General features: G+C 66.0%; 16 protein-coding genes. 11 read left to right on the forward strand and 5 right to left on the reverse strand.

Annotated elements, in window-relative coordinates:
* The first annotated feature begins 18 nt into the window (after nucleotides 1-18).
* From dusB to ntrX, 5 genes are all read left to right on the forward strand, one after another.
* Nucleotides 19-1,005: a tRNA dihydrouridine synthase DusB gene (gene dusB / locus ACWPKK_RS05805; protein ID WP_452001679.1), complete on the forward strand. Its 987-nt coding sequence runs from the start codon at nucleotides 19-21 to the stop codon at nucleotides 1,003-1,005.
* A complete protein-coding gene (locus ACWPKK_RS05810) occupies nucleotides 1,005-2,231 on the forward strand; it encodes a two-component system sensor histidine kinase NtrB (RefSeq protein ID WP_452001682.1) in 1,227 nt (408 codons plus the stop codon). The genes dusB and ACWPKK_RS05810 overlap by 1 nt, the downstream gene beginning before the upstream one ends.
* Complete coding sequence (gene ntrC, locus ACWPKK_RS05815; protein WP_452001684.1) at nucleotides 2,231-3,676, forward strand: nitrogen regulation protein NR(I); 1,446 nt, start codon at nucleotides 2,231-2,233, stop codon at nucleotides 3,674-3,676. Before ACWPKK_RS05810 ends, ntrC begins: the two co-directional genes overlap by 1 nt.
* Nucleotides 3,677-3,881: 205 nt before the next feature.
* Nucleotides 3,882-6,200, forward strand: a complete 2,319-nt coding sequence (locus ACWPKK_RS05820) for an ATP-binding protein (RefSeq protein WP_452001687.1) — start codon at nucleotides 3,882-3,884, stop codon at nucleotides 6,198-6,200.
* The gene (gene ntrX / locus ACWPKK_RS05825; RefSeq protein WP_149221641.1) at nucleotides 6,190-7,590 is read left to right on the forward strand and encodes a nitrogen assimilation response regulator NtrX; all 1,401 of its coding nucleotides are present in this window, start codon (nucleotides 6,190-6,192) and stop codon (nucleotides 7,588-7,590) included. The genes ACWPKK_RS05820 and ntrX overlap by 11 nt, the downstream gene beginning before the upstream one ends.
* Nucleotides 7,591-7,667: 77 nt before the next feature.
* On the opposite strand, the gene ACWPKK_RS05830 is transcribed toward ntrX, so the two are convergent.
* Complete coding sequence (locus ACWPKK_RS05830; RefSeq protein WP_452001690.1) at nucleotides 7,668-8,354, reverse strand: hypothetical protein; 687 nt, start codon at nucleotides 8,352-8,354, stop codon at nucleotides 7,668-7,670.
* Between the two features lie 200 nt (nucleotides 8,355-8,554).
* Here ACWPKK_RS05830 and ACWPKK_RS05835 point away from each other — a divergent pair, with 200 nt between their 5' ends.
* The 6 genes from ACWPKK_RS05835 to ACWPKK_RS05860 all read left to right on the forward strand — a co-directional run bounded on the left by ACWPKK_RS05835 (nucleotide 8,555) and on the right by ACWPKK_RS05860 (nucleotide 12,977).
* A complete protein-coding gene (locus tag ACWPKK_RS05835) occupies nucleotides 8,555-9,292 on the forward strand; it encodes an HAD family hydrolase (RefSeq protein ID WP_452001693.1) in 738 nt (245 codons plus the stop codon).
* Nucleotides 9,293-9,355: 63 nt separating this feature from the next.
* Complete coding sequence (gene hfq / locus ACWPKK_RS05840; RefSeq protein ID WP_012974114.1) at nucleotides 9,356-9,604, forward strand: RNA chaperone Hfq; 249 nt, start codon at nucleotides 9,356-9,358, stop codon at nucleotides 9,602-9,604.
* Between the two features lie 52 nt (nucleotides 9,605-9,656).
* The gene (hflX, locus tag ACWPKK_RS05845; RefSeq protein ID WP_452004724.1) at nucleotides 9,657-10,925 is read left to right on the forward strand and encodes a GTPase HflX; all 1,269 of its coding nucleotides are present in this window, start codon (nucleotides 9,657-9,659) and stop codon (nucleotides 10,923-10,925) included.
* 197 nt (nucleotides 10,926-11,122) lie between these two features.
* Nucleotides 11,123-11,428 (forward strand): hypothetical protein, encoded by a 306-nt coding sequence (locus ACWPKK_RS05850; RefSeq protein ID WP_194914752.1) that lies wholly within the window; start codon nucleotides 11,123-11,125, stop codon nucleotides 11,426-11,428.
* Between the two features lie 84 nt (nucleotides 11,429-11,512).
* Complete coding sequence (locus ACWPKK_RS05855) at nucleotides 11,513-12,127, forward strand: hypothetical protein (protein ID WP_452001697.1); 615 nt, start codon at nucleotides 11,513-11,515, stop codon at nucleotides 12,125-12,127.
* 37 nt (nucleotides 12,128-12,164) lie between these two features.
* The gene (locus ACWPKK_RS05860) at nucleotides 12,165-12,977 is read left to right on the forward strand and encodes an inositol monophosphatase family protein (RefSeq protein ID WP_452001700.1); all 813 of its coding nucleotides are present in this window, start codon (nucleotides 12,165-12,167) and stop codon (nucleotides 12,975-12,977) included.
* A 36-nt stretch (nucleotides 12,978-13,013) separates the two neighbouring features.
* Here the strand turns inward: ACWPKK_RS05860 and ACWPKK_RS05865 are convergent, their stop codons facing one another.
* The 4 genes from ACWPKK_RS05865 to ACWPKK_RS05880 all read right to left on the reverse strand — a co-directional run bounded on the left by ACWPKK_RS05865 (nucleotide 13,014) and on the right by ACWPKK_RS05880 (nucleotide 16,410).
* A complete protein-coding gene (locus ACWPKK_RS05865; protein WP_452001703.1) occupies nucleotides 13,014-13,841 on the reverse strand; it encodes a universal stress protein in 828 nt (275 codons plus the stop codon).
* Between the two features lie 107 nt (nucleotides 13,842-13,948).
* Nucleotides 13,949-14,890 carry an ABC transporter substrate-binding protein gene (locus tag ACWPKK_RS05870; RefSeq protein WP_452001706.1) on the reverse strand — a complete coding sequence of 314 codons (942 nt, stop codon included), beginning with the start codon at nucleotides 14,888-14,890 and terminating at the stop codon, nucleotides 13,949-13,951.
* A 15-nt stretch (nucleotides 14,891-14,905) separates the two neighbouring features.
* Nucleotides 14,906-15,673, reverse strand: coding sequence for an ABC transporter permease (locus tag ACWPKK_RS05875; RefSeq protein WP_452001709.1), 768 nt, complete (start codon nucleotides 15,671-15,673; stop codon nucleotides 14,906-14,908).
* Entirely contained in the window at nucleotides 15,670-16,410 is a 741-nt protein-coding gene (locus ACWPKK_RS05880) for an ABC transporter ATP-binding protein (protein WP_452001712.1), read from the reverse strand. Before ACWPKK_RS05880 ends, ACWPKK_RS05875 begins: the two co-directional genes overlap by 4 nt.
* Between the last annotated feature and the right edge of the window lie 19 nt (nucleotides 16,411-16,429).

Here is a 16,429-nt window from a genome sequence, read left to right on the forward strand (position 1 = left end):
TCAATCGGGCAGGTGAGAATGACCATACAAATCGGACCCATCACGCTCGCCGGACCGGTGATCCTGGCGCCCATGTCGGGCGTGTCCGACCTGCCGTTCCGCCGGTTGGTGAAGCGCGCGGGCTGCGGTCTCGTGGTGTCGGAGATGATCGCCAGCCAGGCGATGATCCGCGAGAACCGCCAGACCCTGCGCATGGTGGAGACCGAGCCCGAGGAATTCCCGATGGCCGTCCAGCTCGCCGGCTGCGAGCCGGAGGTGATGGCCGAAGCCGCGAAGTTGAACGAGGATCGCGGCGCCGCGGTTGTCGACATCAATTTCGGCTGCCCGGTGAAGAAGGTGGTCAACGGCCATGCCGGCTCCTCCCTGATGCGGGACGAGGCGTTGGCCGGCCGCATCCTGGAGGCGGTGGTGAAGGCCGTCGGCATCCCGGTGACGCTGAAGATGCGGCTGGGCTGGGATGAGACCAACCGCAACGCCCCGAACCTCGCCCGCATCGCCGAGCAGTGCGGCATCAAGATGGTGACGGTCCATGGCCGCACCCGCATGCAGTTCTACACCGGCACCGCCGACTGGACCTATGTCCGCCATGTGAAGGACGCGGTGTCGATCCCCGTCGTGGTCAACGGCGACATCACCAGTTTCGAGGCGGTGGACCAGGCATTGGCGGAGTCCGGCGCCGACGGCGTGATGATCGGCCGCGGCAGCTACGGCCGTCCCTGGTTCCCGTCCCAGGTGATGCACTACCTGCGCACCGGCGAAAGGCTGCCCGACCCGCCGCTACTTGATCAGATGGACACGCTGCTGGAGCATTTCGACAGCATGCTGAGCCATTACGGCACGGACGGCGGCATCAAGGTCGCCCGCAAGCATGTGTCCTGGTATTCGACCGGCCTTCGCGACTCCAACGAGTTCCGGCAGGAGGTCAACCGGCTGGGCGATCCCGACGCGGTGCGTGACCGCATCCGTGCCTTCTACGAACCGGCAATCGAAAGGATGGCCGCCTGATGGACCCCGTACCCATGACCAGCCGCGGCACCGCCCCGGGCCAGCGTGGCCGCAACCGGTCGGGTGCCTTGCGGGCGCCGCGGCTGGATTCCCTGGTGGTGCTGAACAGCTTGCCCGATCCGGTGCTGGTGGTGGACGGCAACGGAGAGATCCGCTTCGTCAACCTGGAAGGGCAGGAGTTCTTCGACCTGTCCGCCAACGCCATGGAAGGCATGCCGCTGCCCGATTTGCTGCCGCCTGACAGCCCGGTGATGGGGCTGATCGAGCAGGTGCGCCGCGGCAGCCGCCGGGTGTCGCAGGACGGCGTCGTCATCGATACGCCCCGCATCGGCCCGCACCATGTGACGGTGCAGGTGGCGGCCATGGGCGATCCGCCCGACCATGTGGTGCTGACCATCCATGAGCGCTCGCTGGCCCGCAAGATCGACCATTCGCTGACCCATCGCCACGCCGCGCGCTCCGTCACCGCCATGGCGGCGATGCTGGCGCATGAGGTGAAGAACCCGCTGTCGGGCATCCGCGGCGCCGCCCAGCTGCTGGAGGAGAATGCCGGCGACCAGGACCGCGTGCTGACCCGGCTGATCTGCGACGAGGCCGACCGCATCGTGGCGCTGGTCAACCGGATGGAGGTGTTTTCCGACGAACGGCCGCTGGAACGGGCCGCGGTGAACATCCACACCGTGCTGGAGCATGTGCGCAAGGTCGCCCAGAGCGGGTTTGCCCGAAAAATACGCTTTGTCGAGCGTTACGACCCGTCACTGCCTCCCGTTTACGGCAATCGCGATCAACTTGTGCAGGTTTTCCTGAATCTGATCAAAAATGCGGCAGAGGCTGCACCGGAATCAGGCGGCGAGATCACGCTGACGACCTCCTACCAGCATGGTGTGCGCATGGCCCTGCCGGGTGGCGACACGCGCAGGCATCTGCCGCTGCTGGTGACGGTTCAGGATAATGGCGACGGCATTCCGGAAGACCTGCAGTCGAACCTGTTCGATCCCTTCGTGACCAGCAAGGTGAACGGGACTGGCCTTGGTCTTGCATTGGTGGCGAAACTCATAGGCGACCATGGCGGAACCATCGAGTTCGACAGCCAGCCTCGCCGGACAGTCTTCAAGGTGTCGCTGCCGATGTACGATGATTCGAAATACGAAGACTCGAAACTTACCGGGAATTCGAAGATTTCTGACGCTGGCTCGCAGTCCAAGGGCGGCCGGGGGAGTCGTTGATGAGCGCGGCGACCATTCTCATCGCGGATGACGACCGCGCCATCCGCACCGTCCTGACGCAAGCCCTCGCCCGCCTGGGGCACGAGGTGCGCACCACCGGCAACGCCGCGACCCTGTGGCGCTGGGTTGCGGACGGGCAGGGGGATCTGGTCATCACCGACGTGGTGATGCCGGACGAAAACGGCCTGGACCTGATCCCGCGCATCAAGAAGCTGCGGCCGGAATTGCGCGTCGTCGTGATGAGCGCGCAGAACACGCTGATCACCGCGGTGAAGGCGGCGGAGCGGGGAGCCTTCGAATACCTGCCCAAGCCCTTCGACCTGAAGGAACTGGTGTCGGTCGTCGAACGCGCGCTGAACGCCAACAACGCCCCCGCCGCCATGCCCGGCGGCGATCAGGAGAGCGAGGAACAGCTTCCCCTGATCGGCCGGTCGCCGGCGATGCAGGAAATCTACCGGGTGCTGGCGCGCCTGATGGGCACCGACCTGACGGTGATGATCACCGGCGAGTCCGGCACCGGCAAGGAACTGGTTGCCCGCGCGCTGCACGATTACGGCAAGCGGCGCAACGGCGCCTTCGTCGCCATCAACATGGCGGCCATCCCGCGCGAACTGATCGAATCCGAACTGTTCGGCCACGAGAAGGGGGCCTTCACCGGTGCAACCAACCGGTCGACCGGCCGGTTCGAGCAGGCGCAGGGCGGCACGCTGTTCCTGGACGAGATCGGCGACATGCCGCTCGACGCCCAGACCCGCCTGCTGCGCGTGCTGCAGGAGGGCGAATACACAACGGTCGGCGGGCGCACCGCGATCAAGACCGACGTCCGCATCATCGCAGCGACCCACCGCGATCTGCGCACGCTGATCCGCCAGGGCCTGTTCCGCGAGGATCTGTTCTACCGCTTGTGCGTGGTGCCGATCCGCCTGCCGCCGCTGCGCGAGCGCACCGAAGACATCCCGCTGCTGGTCCGCCATTTCCTGAACATCGGCATCGCCCAAGGGCTTCCGGCCAAAAGCATCGATCAGGCGGCGATGGACCGGCTGAAGCGCTACCGCTGGCCGGGCAACGTGCGCGAACTGGAAAACCTCGTCCGCCGGCTGGCCGCCCTCTATTCGCAGGAGGTCATCGGCCTGGATGTGATCGAGGCGGAGCTTGCCGACGCCACCCCCGCCGCCCAGCCGGTGGAGGAGCCGCAAAGCGAAGGGCTGTCGTCCGCGGTCGAACGTCATCTGAAGGACTATTTCGCCGCGCACAAGGACGGCATGCCGTCCAACGGCCTGTATGACCGCGTCCTGCGCGAGATCGAACGGCCGCTCATCTCTCTCAGCCTATCGGCGACCCGCGGCAACCAGATCAAGGCCGCCCAGTTGCTGGGGCTGAACCGCAACACCCTGCGCAAGAAGATCCGTGACCTGGACATCCAGGTGATGCGCGGCATCAAATAGCGGTCCCGCCACACCACCGCAACCGATCCGTGCCAAAATTGTGACACAGTCTTGGCACGGACGGATGCGCATCTTACGGCGCACATCCGTCCCTGCAGCCCATATCGGCCGGCATATCGACGCCCTGTCCGAAAGACAGAGCCATTGCATCTTGGCAGGGCCGCAACAGAGGTGTATCTTTCCGGCAACAGATTGGCGCCGGAACATGCCCCTGACAACCGACACCCCTGCGGCCGGCCAGATGCCGGTTTGGCAGAAGTTCCTTCAATGGTCCCGGCGGGTCGGCCTGGGCAAGCGGCTGGCCTTTGCCCTGTCGCTGGCGGCGCTCGCCGCCGGCTTCGCCACCTATGCGGCGATGACCGAAAGCGCGCCCTTCGGGCAGGCCAACCCGCGCACGGTCACGCTTCTGCTGACGCTCGACCTCGCGATCCTGCTGACGCTGGGCGTGCTGATCGCCCGGCGCATCGTGGCGATCCTGATCGGGCGGCGGCGCGGGCTTGCCGGTTCGCGGCTGCACACCCGGCTGGTGCTGGTGTTCAGCGTGCTGGCGGTGGCGCCCGCCATCATCATGACCGTCTTCTCGACCCTGTTCTTCTATGTCGGGGTGCAGAGCTGGTTCAGCGACCGCGTCCGCACGGCGGTGAACGAATCCCTGGTGGTCGCCAGCGCCTATCTGCACGAGCACCAGCAGAACATCCGCGCCGATGCCCTGGCCATGGCCAACGACCTATCGCAGGAGGCGCGCTTCTCCAGCGATCCGCAGCGGTTCGAGCAGGTCGTCGCCACCCAGGCGATGCTGCGCGCCCTGTCGGAGGCCATCGTCTTCAACGGCACCACCGGCGCCATCGTCGCCCGCGTCGGCTACACCTTCACCCTTGAGTTCGAGCCGATCCCGGAAGAGAAGCTCCAGCAGGCCCGCAACGGCGAGGTCGCGCTGATCGTCAAGGAATCCGACGACCGCGTGCGCGCGCTGGTCAGCCTGGACCGGATGTCCGACACCTTCCTCTATGTCGGCCGCATGGTGGAGCCGCGGGTGCTGCAGCACATGGCGGCGGCCGAGGGGGCGGTGAAGGAATACAGCGCACTGGAGAACCAGCGCGGCAGCCTGCAGATCACCTTCACCCTGATCTTCCTGGTCGTGGCGATGCTGCTGCTGCTGGCCGCGGTGTGGGCCGGCCTGAACTTCGCCACCCGGCTGGTCCGCCCCATCAGCGCGCTGATCGGCGCCGCAGAGCGGGTGCGTGCCGGCGACCTGACCGTCCGCGTGTCGGAACCGCCGGGAGAGGACGAGTTCGTCCTGCTGTCCCGCGCCTTCAACCGCATGACGACCGAGATCGAGGGACAGCGTCGGGAGTTGCTGTCGACCAACCGCCTGCTGGACGAACGCCGCCGCTTCACCGAGACGGTGTTGTCCGGTGTGTCGGCCGGCGTGCTGGGCCTGGATGCCGACGGCGTCATCAACCTGCCGAACCTGTCCGCCGCGCGCCTGCTGGGCGAGGACGATCCGGAGCGGCTGGTCGGCCTGCCGTTGGTCGAACTGCTGCCGGACATGGGCGAATTGCTGGAGAACGCGCCGAAGAAGCCCGGCCGCGTCGTGCAGGACCAGATCCATGTCCGCCGGCCGGGCAAGCCGATGCTGACCCTGCTGGTCCGCATCGCCGCCGAGGTGCGGGACGGCAATGTGCGCGGCTATGTCGTCACCTTCGACGACATCACCGAACTGGTGTCGGCGCAGCGCAAGGCGGCCTGGGCCGACGTGGCCCGCCGCATCGCGCATGAGATCAAGAATCCGTTGACGCCGATCCAGCTTTCGGCCGAACGGCTGCGCCGCAAGTATCTGAAGGAGATCTCCAGCGATACGGAGGTCTTCACCATGTGCACCGACACCATCGTGCGGCAGGTGGACGACATCCGCCGCATGGTGGACGAGTTCTCCGCCTTCGCGCGCATGCCGCAGCCGGTGATGAAGCCGGTCAACATCAACGATCTCGTCCGGCAGGCGGTGTTCCTGCAATCCAGCGCGCACACCGGCAGGATCCGGTTCGAGACGCGGCTGCCGGCGGGCCCGCTGACGGTGGCCTGCGACAGCCGTCAGATCTCGCAGGCGCTGACCAACCTGCTGCAGAACGCGGCGGACGCCATCGAAGGGCGCGGCCAGCCCGCCGACGGGTCGGAACTGCCGCCCGGCGAGGTATCGATCGCGGTGGAGGATGACGGCGAGAAGGTCGTCGTCACCGTCGAGGACAACGGCAAGGGCCTTCCCGGCGGCGAGCAGCGCGACCGGCTGACCGAACCCTATGTGACGACGCGGGCCAAGGGCACCGGGCTGGGGCTCGCGATCGTCAAGAAGATCATGGAGGACCATGGCGGCGTGCTGACCCTGGAGGACCGCGAAGGCGGGACCGGGGCGCGCGTGACCCTGGTCGTTCCGCACCCGGTTACGGCCGCGAACGACGCGGGCGGCCGTGACGACAGGCCGGCGGAGACCGGCGGAGAGATGAGGCACGAAGCCCATGGCGCATGACATTCTGATCGTCGACGACGAAGCTGATATCCGGATGCTGATCGCCGGCATCCTGAACGACGAAGGCATCAAGACCCGCGAGGCCGCCGACGCCGATCAGGCCTTCGCCCAGGTGGCGGCGCGCCGGCCGAGCCTCGTCGTGCTCGACATCTGGCTGCAGGGCAGCAGGCTGGACGGCCTGCAAATCCTGGAACAGCTGATGCGCGACCATGCGAACCTGCCGGTCATCATGATCTCCGGCCACGGCAACATCGAAACCGCGGTGCAGGCGATCAAGGTCGGTGCCTACGACTTCATCGAGAAGCCGTTCAAGGCCGACCGCCTGCTGCTGATGGTAGACCGTGCCATCGAGGCGGCGCGGCTGAAGCGCGAGAACCAGGAACTGAAGCTGCGCGCCGGCGGCGATGCCGAACTGATCGGCCGGTCATCGGCGGTCAACCAGGTGCGCCAGTCGATCGACAAGGTGGCGCCCACCGGCAGCCGCGTGCTGATCTCCGGCCCGCCCGGCGCCGGCAAGGAGGTGGTCGCACGCCTGATCCACGCCCGCTCCCGCCGGGCCGGCGGCCCGTTCGTCGGGCTGAACTGCGCCACCATGCGGCCGGAACGGCTGGAGATGGAGCTGTTCGGCACCGAGGCCGGCGTCGACGGCCCCGGCCGCAAGATCGGCACCTTCGAGCAGGCGCATGGCGGCACGCTGCTGCTGGACGAGGTCGCCGACATGCCGCTGGAAACCCAGGGCAAGATCGTCCGCGCCTTGCAGGAGCAGGTGTTCGAGCGCGTCGGCGGCGGCCAGCGGGTCGAGGTGGACGTGCGCGTCATCGCCACCTCCAACCGCGATCTCCAGGCGGAAATCGAGCAGGGTCGCTTCCGCCAGGACCTGTTCTACCGCCTGTCGGTGGTGCCGATCCGCGTGCCCTCGCTGGCAGAGCGGCGGGAGGACATCCCGGTGCTGGCCCGCCACTTCATGCAGCGCTCCGCCGAGGCATCCGGCCTGCCGATCCGCGAATTCGGCGAGGATGCGATGGCGGCCCTCCAGGCCTATGACTGGCCGGGCAATGTGCGCCAGCTGCGCAACGTGGTGGATTGGCTGCTGATCATGGCGCATGGCGACCCGAAGGAGCCGATCCGCGCCGACACCCTGCCGCCGGAGATCGGCGCCATCACACCGACCGTTCTGAAATGGGACAAGGGCGGCGAGATCATGGGCCTGCCGCTGCGCGAGGCACGCGAGGTGTTCGAGCGCGAATATCTGCTGGCCCAGGTCACCCGCTTCGGCGGCAATATCTCCCGCACCGCGTCCTTCGTCGGCATGGAGCGCTCCGCCCTTCACCGCAAGCTGAAGTCGCTCGGCGTCCACGGCAGCGAGAAGGGGAAGATGTTCATCGAGTGAGTGGTGCCTTTATCGACAATTCCGAGCCGGATTGCAGAGCGCAAGACCAAGATTCAGCAGTGGACTTGCGCTCTTCATCAGGTGTTGAATTCGAGATGACGCAACCATCCTTTTTCGACGCCGAAGCTATAGGCTGAGCAGAAGGTTGACGCCAGAACGATGATCAGTCCGACAACTCCAGACACTTCCGGAAAAAGTTCAAGAACTAGAAAATAATCGTCAATATATAGCTTTTCTCCCGAAAAATAACTCGCCGCAAATCCAAATACATTTGACGCGAGTATGATCTTAGGAAAAACAGCGTGTATACCAGCAATGAATGAGAAATACATAAATCCAACAATCATCATCCAAATTACTGGCAACCGATATCCTAGAATAATTTTGTTGTAGTTTGCCATCCCGTATATAAAAGAACCGTAGAGAAAGAGCGTAAAACCAGCAAACTTAAATATACTGAAATTACCCACTCCATTAAAGAATCCAATTTTTATAAATTGAAATGCCATATAAATGCCGGCGGCGTAGGATATATATATCAGAGGAAAATCACCAAACAACGCAATCGTATCTTTTGGCGATATGAACCATTGCTCGATAAATACATTTCTATCTATTGTCGTTGTGTAAATGGCCGGAATGAAGAATATGATAATGTTCTTCTTGATATCTTTCCGCTTCTTTCCGTTGTATGTGGCTTCTTGAATTATTCCAGCGACAATCGCATAGGGCAATGCGATCAGAACAAAAAGCAATGCAAGCATTTGGCGCTCCTATCGACATCATTGAATGCTTTTGGATGTTTGGCGATCACGAACACCAATCGAGAGTAACCGAGCAAATAAATTGATTAAATTAAAACTTACACAATTTTTCCGTTAAGCGAACGGCGTGCCTGACGGCTCCGCTGTCGTGAGCTATATACGGGTGCCCGAGAGTCGTGAGTTGCGTAAAGGAAATTGGATTGTCCGCCTGTCCAGCCCCCATCACCCTGCCGCGCGCCGTCATCTATGACTGGGACAACACCCTGGTCAGCAATTGGGACACCGTGCGCGAGGCGTTGAACCATGCGCTGGTGTCCTTCGGCCTCGCCCCCTGGAGTGCGGAGGAGGCGCGCGAGCGGATCAAGGCGTCGCTGCGCGACAGCTTTCCGAGAATCTTCGGCGACAGCTGGACCGAGGCGCGCGACCTCTTCTACGGCTATTTCGCAGCACATCACCTGGACGGGCTGAAGCCGTTGCCCGGCGCGGAGACCCTTCTGCGCCATTTCCACGAGCAGGGCGTCTATCAGGCTGTCGTCTCCAACAAGAACGGCAAGTTCCTGCGGGCGGAAGCCGATGCGCTGGGCTGGACCCGCTATTTCGGCAAGCTTGTCGGCGCCCAGGACGCGGAGTTCGACAAGCCGCACCTCGCCCCGGTGCGGATGGCGCTGGAGCCGGCGGGGATCGAACCCGGGCCCGACGTCTGGTTTCTCGGCGATGCCGACATCGACATGGAATGCGCCCATGGCGCCGGTCTCGTTCCGGTGCTAATAGGGCTCGGCGAGGGGAGCGGCTTCGACCGTTTTCCTCCCGCCCATCGCCACACCGACTGCACGGCGCTGCAGAGCGTCCTGTGTGGCTTGGTGGATGGCAATGGTGATACCATATCCCTCCATACGGCTGTCGAGACGGTACCTGCGCGCACCAAACCTACACCGTGAAACGGGGAGCGGACCGCCTTTAGACAAGGGGTCCCAAGAACATTGAAGAAGGGGGCATGAAAAATGTCTGAAAAAAGCCAGAACGTGCAGGATGTGTTTCTGAACCACGTCCGCAAGAACAAGACTCCCGTAACCGTCTTTCTCGTGAACGGCGTGAAACTCCAGGGCATCATTACTTGGTTCGACAACTTCTCGGTACTGCTGCGGCGCGACGCGCACTCCCAGCTCGTTTACAAGCACGCAATCTCGACGGTCATGCCGGCCCATCCCATTCAACTTTTCGAGCCGCCCAAGGAAGGTGAAAGCGTCTGATCCCTTGACCAATGGTAACGGCGCGGCCCCGGAAGGCGCCGCGCGGGCCATCGTGGTCCACCCCGTCCTCCGCAACGAGGCGGACGGGGACTTGCGCCCTCCCGAATCACGGCTTGAGGAGGCGATCGGTCTTGCCCAGGCGATTCAGCTGGAAGTGATCCATGCCGAATGCGCCAAGGTGAACCGGCCGCAGCCATCGACCCTGCTCGGCTCCGGCACGGTGGAGCATCTGGCACAGGTCGTGGAGGAGAACGAGGCGACGCTGGTCATCCTCGACCATGCCCTGTCGCCGGTGCAGCAGCGCAACCTCGAACGGGCATTGAAGGCCAAGGTCATCGACCGGACCGGCCTGATCCTGGAGATCTTCGGCGCCCGCGCCCGCACGCGGGAAGGCATGCTGCAGGTCGAGTTGGCTTCGCTGACCTACCAGAAGTCGCGGCTCGTCCGGTCCTGGACCCACCTGGAACGGCAGCGCGGCGGCTTCGGCTTCCTCGGCGGTCCCGGTGAATCCCAGCTCGAACTTGACCGCCGCCTGATCGGCGACCGGATCATCAAGATCAAGAAGGAACTGGAGGAGGTGCGGCGTACCCGCGGCCTGCACCGCAAGGCGCGCGCCAAGGTGCCGTACCCGGTGGTGGCGCTGGTCGGCTATACCAACGCCGGCAAATCGACGCTGTTCAACCGGCTGGCGAATGCCGACGTCTTCGCCCAGAACCTGCTGTTCGCCACGCTCGATCCCACCATGCGGCAGGTGACTCTGCCGTCCGGGCGCAAGGTGATCCTGTCGGACACCGTCGGCTTCATCTCCGACCTGCCGCACGGCCTTGTCGCCGCCTTCCGCGCCACGCTGGAGGAGGTGGATGCCGCCGACATCATCCTGCATGTCCGCGACATCGCCCACATCGACAGCGACGCCCAGAAGGCCGACGTCCATGAGGTGCTGTCCGACATGGACATCGATCCGGAAACGGACGACCGGGTGATCGAGGTGCTGAACAAGATCGACGCGCTGGACGGCGAAAGCCGCGCGGCGATTCTGGCCCAGACCGGCCGCAACCCGCGCGCGGTTGCGGTTTCCGCCTTGTCCGGCGAGGGCATCGACGACCTCGACCGCCTGCTGGACCAGCGGATGAACGTCAACCGGCAGGTGGTCGACCTGTCGGTCGAGTTGGGCGACGGTGCGGCGCTCGCCTGGCTCTATGCCAAGGGCGAGGTGCTGGAACGCCGGGACGACGAGGAGCGGGCGCATCTGCACGTTTCCCTCGACCCGGCTGACCTCGCACGGTTCGAGAAGCGGTTCCAGCCGCACTCCCAAGCCTGACGGTACGGTATGGCCTATGCGGCTGGGGCAACCTTAAGCGGTGCCTCACCGCACTGGCCAAACGGAATGGGTGCAACGATCGGCTATGACCTGTTGCACCCTACTCCGGTCTTACGACGAATGCGGCGTGGTCATTTCCCCGTTGGGGTCCGATTATGGGAACGGAGCAACGCGCTCCCCCAGGAGGAGGACTGCCAATGCGGTTGCAAACCGATCCGTCGTGTTTTTCGATCACGGCTTTCCTCGCCGATCAGGTGGCTCTCGTGGCCCGTGAGGAGAAATTGCCGCCGGGTGCGGCGCTGCTGCGGTTGCAGGAGTTGTCGCGCACCCCCGAAGGACGTGCCAAGCTGATCCGCCTGATCGACGCTGCCGCGCAGCGGGAGCCGAATGCCGACGAGGCTGCGAAGATCGCCGCGATCTGCCGCGAACTGTCGGCCTGGGGCTATGGCGAGGGGCGGCGGTCCGCCGGCTTCCCCGAAGGGAACCACCGCGCCGCCGCATGATGGTGATTTGACACACGCTTGATGGATGACTGCGCGGGTGATGGCGGGCCATAATGGGCCGTTCGCCATCGCCGCGGTCTTGTCGTGCTCCGTTGCTCCCCCCGTTCCGTCCTGACCGGTGCCGGTCGCCTGCTGCCGGTCTTGCCGGTGCTTCTGGCGCTCGCCCTGCCGTCTGCGGCGCCGTATGCGGCGGAGCCCTTGCGCCCCGGAACGCCCCTTCCGCCCGGCTATGTCGAAGAGCCGGAGGTCCCGCCGGAAGACCCGCTTCCGCCCCCGCCGCAACCACTTCCCCTCGCCCCCGACGTACCGCTGGTCATCGCACCGGATGCCGTCGAATTGCTGAAGGAGTGCAAGCAGCCGGCCTTCACCGACTGTTTCCGCCTCTGGCAGCCGCCGCCTCCACCGCCGGAGCCCGAGAAGGAAACCGCCGGCCCCCCGCCAACTCCGCCACCGCCACCGCGGATCGACCCCAATGCGCCGCGACAACCGGCACAGGGCGGTCCGGTGCCGCCGCCGCCGCCGCCCGATCAGGCCAAGGAAGCCGCGGCAGCGGCGGCCGACCGCGCCACGCTCGACGCACTGTCGAAGGCGCTGAAGGACAGCGGGCTGGACGGCAAGGTGCTGCTGACCAACCCCGGCGGCGGCGATCCGACATTGAAGCTGGACAGCCATCCGGCCAAGCCGGCGGCAAAGCCGTGACGGCCCAACACCACGAATGCAGTGAGAGCGTCCAACCATGACGGATTTCCCGCTTCCCGACCTCGACCGCGTGTCCGACCTGATCCGTTCCGTCGCCCGGACGGAGATCATGCCTTACTTCCAGAATCTGGACGCCTCCGGCATCCGGCAGAAGACCGGGCCGACCGACCTCGTCACCCTGGCGGATGAAGCGGCGGAACGCGCGCTGACCCCCGCGCTGTCGGCCCTGCTGCCCGGCAGCCGCGTGATCGGCGAGGAGGCGGCGTCGGAGGACGAGCGCGTGCTCGACCGCATCCATGGCGACGATCCGGTCTGGATCATCGATCCGGTCGACGGCACCATCAACTTCGCCCAGGGCCGGCCGATGTTCGCGGTGATCGTGGCGCTCGCCTGCAAGGGCGAGACGGTCGCCGGCTGGATCCACGACCCGGTGGATGGGCGGATGGCGACGGCGGTGAAAGGGCAGGGGGCATGGCTCGACGGACGCCAAGTCCACGTCGCGCCGGCGGTGCCGCTGCCGCAGATGGTCGGCGCGCTGTCCACCCGTTTCTGCCCCGAAGAGATGAGCCGGCAGTTGGAGGAGCGGAGCGCGGGCCTCGGCGAGCGCGCCTGCCTGTCGAGCGCCGCGCAGGAGTATCTCCGCCTGTTGGAGGGGCGGGCGCATTATTCGCTCTACCACCGCCTGATGCCGTGGGACCACGCCGCCGGTGTGCTGCTGCACGCCGAGGCCGGCGGCTATTCGGCGTTGATCGACGGCACGCCTTATCGGCCGGGGCTGCTGCGGGGAAGCATCCTGCTGGCGCCCGACCGGGCCAGCTGGCAGGCGCTGCATGGGCAGCTGTTCGGGTGAGTGGGGAGTGGGGGCAAACGCCGCCCCCAACAACCCTCAATGCGTCATCAAAGCCGGCAGCGTCAGCTCTTCCAGCACCGTGCGGGTGGCGCCGCCCAGGACCAGTTCGCGGAGGCGGGAGTGGCCGTAGGCGCCCATCACCAGCAGGTCGGCGCCCTGGTCGGTACAGCAGGACAGGATCATCTCGCCGACCTCGCCGCCGGACGCGATGACCGATTGCGGGCGGGCGGCGATGCCGTGGCGGTGCAGCCAGTCGACCAGCGCGGCCGCCTCGTCGCTCCGTTGGCCGGGCGGCTCCACCGTCAGGACGGTGACGGATTGCGCCGTCTCCAGAAAGGGCATGGCGGCGCGGACGGCGCGGGCCGATTCGCGGCTGTTCTTCCAGGCGACCAGCACATGCCGGCCGATGGCGGCGGTCGCCGGCTGGCCCGGCGGCAGGACCAGCACCGGGGTGGCGGTCTCCAGGGGCAGGCGGTCGGGGATGTTGTGAAGGGACACGCGCTCCCCCGCCCGGACTGCCGCCGATTGCGCCACCACGACCAGATCGGCGTAGGAAGCCCGTTCGGCCAGCAATTCGACGTGATCGCCTTCCTCGACCGTCCAGTCAAACGACAGGCCGTTCAGCGCCTGCTGCACCTCCCGCTCGATCCGCTCGGCATTCTCATGGGCGATGGCGGTGGCTTCCGCCATGAAGACGTATGAAGCAGCCCGGCCGGTGGCGCCCGCCGGCATCGACACCGGGGTGGCGACGTAGAGCGCTTGGATATGGGCGGAGAATTGCTTGGCCAGCGCTGCGGCAACGGCCATCCGGCCGGCGTGGGCGTCGTCGTTGGCCATGTGCAGCAGGATGGTCTTGATCGGCATACCCTTGCATCTCCCGATTTATGCTGTCGCCGATCATTGGGCGGCGGAGCGGTTTTCCTCTAGGTAACGCGCCGCCGGCCCGGAAGGCAATCTCGTCAAGCCGCGGATTACTTCACCACCACCGCATACTGGTCGACCGGCGCCACCTCCTTGATCAGGCCGCGCTCCTTCAGGAACTCGGCGAAGCGTGTGTAGCGTTCGGCATCCAGGGCGGCCGGGCTGTGGGAGAAGCGCGGCAGCGTGTCGGCCCAGGCGCGGCGGTTCAGTTCGTCGTTCAACTCCGGCCGACCCTTGACGAAGGCGGCCTGCGATTCCTCCGGATGGTTCAGGATGTAGAGCGTCGCGCGCTCCACCGCCGCCAGGAAGCGCTTGAAGCGCGGATCGTTGGCCTTGGCCTTGTGGGCGACCAGGATCAGCTCGTCATAGGGCGGCACCCCTTCCTCCTCCGGATAGAAGGCGCGGCCGGGATGCTTCTCGATGTCCAGCTGGTTCAGTTCGAAGTTCCGGAAGGCGCCGACCACCGCATCGACCTGACCAGACAGCAGCGACGGCGACAGCGAGAAGTTGACGTTCACCAGTTCCACGTCCTTCAGGCTCAGCCCGTGCTTTTCCAGCATGGCGCCCAGCAGCGCATCCTCGAAGCCCGCGATGGAGAAGCCGATCTTGCGGCCCTTGAGGTCCTTCAGCGTCTTCACCGGCCCGTCGCGCAGCACGACGACGGAGTTCAGCGGAGTCGAGACCAGGGTGCCGACACGGACCAGCGGCAGCCCTTCGGCCACCTGCAGGATCAGCTGCGGCTGGTAGGATACGGCAAGGTCGGTGCCGCCGGCGGCGACCAGTTTCGGCGGGTCGTTGGGATCGGCCGGAGCGGTCAGCGTCACCTCAAGACCGGCATCCTTGAAGAAGCCCTTCTCCTGCGCCACCACCAGTGGGGCGTGGTCCGGGTTGACGAACCAGTCCAGCATCACGGACAGCTTGTCCTGGGCCAGTGCAGGAAGCGCGGTCATCAGGCCGGCCGCCATCAGGCCGGCGGCGAACAGGTGCTTCATCGGGTTTTCTCCCCTTCAAGGATTGGCGTCTTCGGCCGGTTGGGTATCGGGTTGCCAGGGCAGGGCACGGCGGGCCAGCGCGTCGACGGCGGCATAGAGCGTCACTGCGAACAGCCCCAGTACCAGCACCGCGGCGAATAGGAGGTCGATCTGCATGCGGGCGTTGGCGTGCAGCATCAGGTAGCCGAGGCCGGAGGATGAACCGACCCACTCGCCGATCACCGCGCCGATGGGCGCCACCGCCGCGGCTACCCGCACGCCGGACCAGAAGGCGGGCAGGGCGGCCGGCAGGCGGATGTTCCACAGGATCGCGGCGGGCGAGGCGCCCATGGTGCGGGCAAGGTCGAGCCAGCCGGGATCGGTGCGGCGCAGCCCGTCGAACAGCGCGGTCGTCACCGGGAAATAGATGACCAGCACGGCCATGGCGATCTTGGACGCCATGCCGTAGCCCAGCCAAAGCACCAGCAGCGGCGCCAACGCAAAAACCGGGATCGCCTGGCTGACCAGCAGCAGCGGCATCAGCCAGCGCTGGGCGGTACGGAACCGCGCCAGCAGCAGCGCGCTGACGCCGCCCAGGGCCACCCCGGCCACCAGCCCGATCAGGATCTCGGACAGGGTGGTCAGCCCATGGCTCCACAGCAGGGGTGCCTGCCGCCGCATTGCATCGGCCACGGCCAACGGACCGGGCAGCAGGTAGCGCGGCAGGCCGGTGGCCCAGACCAGCACCTGCCAGCCGGCGACCAGCACGGCGAGCGTGACCAAGGCGCGCAGCAGCGCCCTCATTCCGCCAGCCTCCGCAGCAGCTCCGCCTGTAGCGCCAGCAATCCGGGATCGTCGACCCGGCGCGGCACCTTGCCGGACGGCTCCAGCGCCGGCCCCATGACGGCGGGACGCCCGGTCATCACATGCAGGCGGTCGCCGATGCGCAGCGCCTCCAGCGGATCGTGGGTGACCATCAGGACGGTGCGGCCGGTCAGCGTTTCCGCCGCCGTCTCCTGCAGCCGAAGCCGCGTGATGGCGTCGAGTGCGGAGAAGGGCTCGTCCATCAGGACCAGCGGCTTGTCCTCCATCAGCGTGCGGGCCAGCGCCACCCGCTGGCGCTGCCCGCCGGACAGCGCGGCCGGACGGTCGCGCTCCCGCCCCGCCAGACCGACGCGGTGGAGCAGCGAGCGGGCACGCTCCACCCGCACGGAATCGGGACGGCGGTGGCGCAGCCGGTCGCCCAGCAGGACATTGTCCAGAACCGTCAGCCAGGGCAGCAGCAGGTCCTGCTGCGCCATGTAGGCGATGCGGCCGGCCAGGGGTTGCCCGTCGCCGGTGGCGACGCAGGTCGGCGGCTCCGGCTCCGCCAGCCCGGCGAGGATGCGCAGAAGCGTGGTCTTGCCGACGCCGCTCGGTCCCAACAGGCAGGTGGTCCGCCCCGCCGGCAGATCCAGCGTCAGGTCGGAGAACAGCAGCATGCCGCCATAGGTCAGCCGCGCCTGCGACACGGTCACCGAAAGCGGCGGAATCGCCGGCATCGGGGCCGTCATAGCGGCA

The sequence above is a fragment of the Azospirillum largimobile genome, assembly GCF_977007025.2.

What these genes read in the sequence shown, in the direction of transcription:
- ntrX (WP_149221641.1), top strand. Translation starts at nt 6,190, where the DNA reads ATGGCGCATGACATTCTGATCGTCGACGACGAAGCTGATATCCGGATG.
- ntrC (WP_452001684.1), top strand. Translation starts at nt 2,231, where the DNA reads ATGAGCGCGGCGACCATTCTCATCGCGGATGACGACCGCGCCATCCGC.
- ACWPKK_RS05830 (WP_452001690.1), bottom strand. Translation starts at nt 8,354, where the DNA reads ATGCTTGCATTGCTTTTTGTTCTGATCGCATTGCCCTATGCGATTGTC.
- ACWPKK_RS05820 (WP_452001687.1), top strand. Translation starts at nt 3,882, where the DNA reads ATGCCCCTGACAACCGACACCCCTGCGGCCGGCCAGATGCCGGTTTGG.
- ACWPKK_RS05850 (WP_194914752.1), top strand. Translation starts at nt 11,123, where the DNA reads ATGCGGTTGCAAACCGATCCGTCGTGTTTTTCGATCACGGCTTTCCTC.
- ACWPKK_RS05880 (WP_452001712.1), bottom strand. Translation starts at nt 16,410, where the DNA reads ATGCCGGCGATTCCGCCGCTTTCGGTGACCGTGTCGCAGGCGCGGCTG.
- ACWPKK_RS05865 (WP_452001703.1), bottom strand. Translation starts at nt 13,841, where the DNA reads ATGCCGATCAAGACCATCCTGCTGCACATGGCCAACGACGACGCCCAC.
- ACWPKK_RS05860 (WP_452001700.1), top strand. Translation starts at nt 12,165, where the DNA reads ATGACGGATTTCCCGCTTCCCGACCTCGACCGCGTGTCCGACCTGATC.
- ACWPKK_RS05875 (WP_452001709.1), bottom strand. Translation starts at nt 15,673, where the DNA reads ATGAGGGCGCTGCTGCGCGCCTTGGTCACGCTCGCCGTGCTGGTCGCC.
- hfq (WP_012974114.1), top strand. Translation starts at nt 9,356, where the DNA reads ATGTCTGAAAAAAGCCAGAACGTGCAGGATGTGTTTCTGAACCACGTC.
- ACWPKK_RS05810 (WP_452001682.1), top strand. Translation starts at nt 1,005, where the DNA reads ATGGACCCCGTACCCATGACCAGCCGCGGCACCGCCCCGGGCCAGCGT.
- ACWPKK_RS05870 (WP_452001706.1), bottom strand. Translation starts at nt 14,890, where the DNA reads ATGAAGCACCTGTTCGCCGCCGGCCTGATGGCGGCCGGCCTGATGACC.
- dusB (WP_452001679.1), top strand. Translation starts at nt 19, where the DNA reads ATGACCATACAAATCGGACCCATCACGCTCGCCGGACCGGTGATCCTG.